The sequence below is a fragment of the Mesorhizobium sp. M7A.F.Ca.CA.001.10.2.1 genome (assembly GCF_003998575.1).
Taxonomy (GTDB): Bacteria; Pseudomonadota; Alphaproteobacteria; order Rhizobiales; family Rhizobiaceae; genus Mesorhizobium.
Genome location: NZ_RZQY01000963.1, coordinates 1 through 1601, shown reverse-complemented (window position 1 = coordinate 1601; position 1601 = coordinate 1). Strand labels below are relative to the sequence as shown.

Annotated in this window: 1 protein-coding gene and 2 pseudogenes; all 3 read left to right on the top strand. The window is 64.0% G+C overall.

Translation table 11 applies throughout. The annotated features are described in order from the left end of the window. A pseudogene (locus EN964_RS33980) lies at window positions 1-466 on the top strand (amidophosphoribosyltransferase); the annotation flags it as partial. 44 nt (window positions 467-510) lie between these two features. Next, window positions 511-1251, top strand: a complete 741-nt coding sequence (locus tag EN964_RS33975; RefSeq protein WP_013532529.1) for an SDR family NAD(P)-dependent oxidoreductase — start codon at window positions 511-513, stop codon at window positions 1249-1251. 136 nt (window positions 1252-1387) lie between these two features. Then, window positions 1388-1601: pseudogene (locus tag EN964_RS33970) on the top strand (hypothetical protein); the annotation flags it as partial.

The window sequence follows — 1601 nt, the reverse complement described above, 5'->3', positions numbered from 1 at the left end:
GGGCGATTCGATCCGCCACATGGGCGTCAAACTGAAGCACAATGCCAACCGCCGCATGATCGAGGGCAAGCGCGTGGTGCTGGTCGACGACAGTATCGTGCGCGGCACCACCAGCCAGAAGATCGTGCAGATGGTGCGCGACGCCGGCGCCAAGGAGGTGCATATGCGCATCGCCTCACCGCCGACACGCGCCTCCTGTTTCTACGGTGTCGACACGCCGGAGAAATCGAAGCTCCTGGCATCGCGCATGTCGATCGAGGAGATGGCCGAGTTCATTCGCGTCGATTCGCTCGGCTTCCTCACCATTGACGGGCTCTACCGCGCGGTCGGCGAGGCCAGCCGCGACAACGACCAGCCGCAATTCTGCGATGCCTGCTTCACCGGCCAGTATCCGACCCGCCTGCTCGACTTCGAAGGCCACGACAATGTGCGCACGCTGTCGCTGCTGGCGACGAGCGGGACGTAGGCGGGACCGTCATCAGCGTTAGTCAAATTCCCGGAATCCATCGCATGACCCTTGACCTTTCCGGCCGCGTTGCGGTCGTCACCGGCGCCTCGCGCGGGATCGGCTATTTCATTGCCAAGGAATTGGCTGCAGCCGGCGCGCATGTCATTGCGGTGGCGCGCACTGTCGGAGGACTGGAAGAGCTCGACGATCAGATCAAGGCGGCCGGCGGCCAGGCGACACTGGTGCCGCTCGACCTCGCCGACATGGCCGGTATCGACCGCCTGGGCGGCGCCATCCACGAACGCTGGGGCAAGCTCGACATTCTCGTCGCCAATGCCGGCGTGCTCGGCGTCATCTCGCCGATCGGTCATGTCGAAGCAAAAACCTTCGAGAAGGTGATGACCATCAACGTCACCTCGACCTGGCGGCTGATCCGCTCCGTCGACCCCCTGCTGCGGCTCTCCGACGCTGGACGAGCGATCATCCTGTCTTCCAACGCAGCGCACTCGGCGCGTGCCTTCTGGGCACCCTACGCGGCGTCCAAGGCCGCGGTGGAGACGATGATGCGCTCCTGGGCGCATGAGACGCAGAGCCTGCCGCTCCGGGTCAATGCCGCCGACCCCGGCGCCACCCGCACCGCCATGCGTGCCCAAGCAGTGCCGGGCGAAGATCCCGAGACGTTGCCGCATCCCTCCGAGATCGCCAAACGCATCGTGCCGCTGGCCAGCCCGGACCTGAAAGAGACCGGATTGATCTTTCAGGCCAAGCACAATCGGTTCGTCGCCTATCGCCAGCCGGAATAAAACTAGAGCCTTTTTTGCCGCATGTCGGTTTCCCAAAAACCACTGCATACTTTTAGGCGACATGCGTAGGGATTAAACAGGCCTCCGGCAACGTTTCTTCTGATGTAACCCGTCGAAGACCAACCGGAGGACCGACATGCGTAAACTGCTTCTCGCCACCGCCGCCACCCTGATCGCAGCCGCGGGCGCCGCTTACTCGCAAGATGCCAAGATGAGCTTCTTCGTCACCAGTGTCGGTTCCGGCAAGGGTGCCGACCTCGGCGGCCTCAAGGGCGCCGACGCGCATTGCGCGTCGTTGGCGGAAGCCGCCGGCGTCACCGGCAAGAGTTGGGCCGCCTATCTGTCGACCA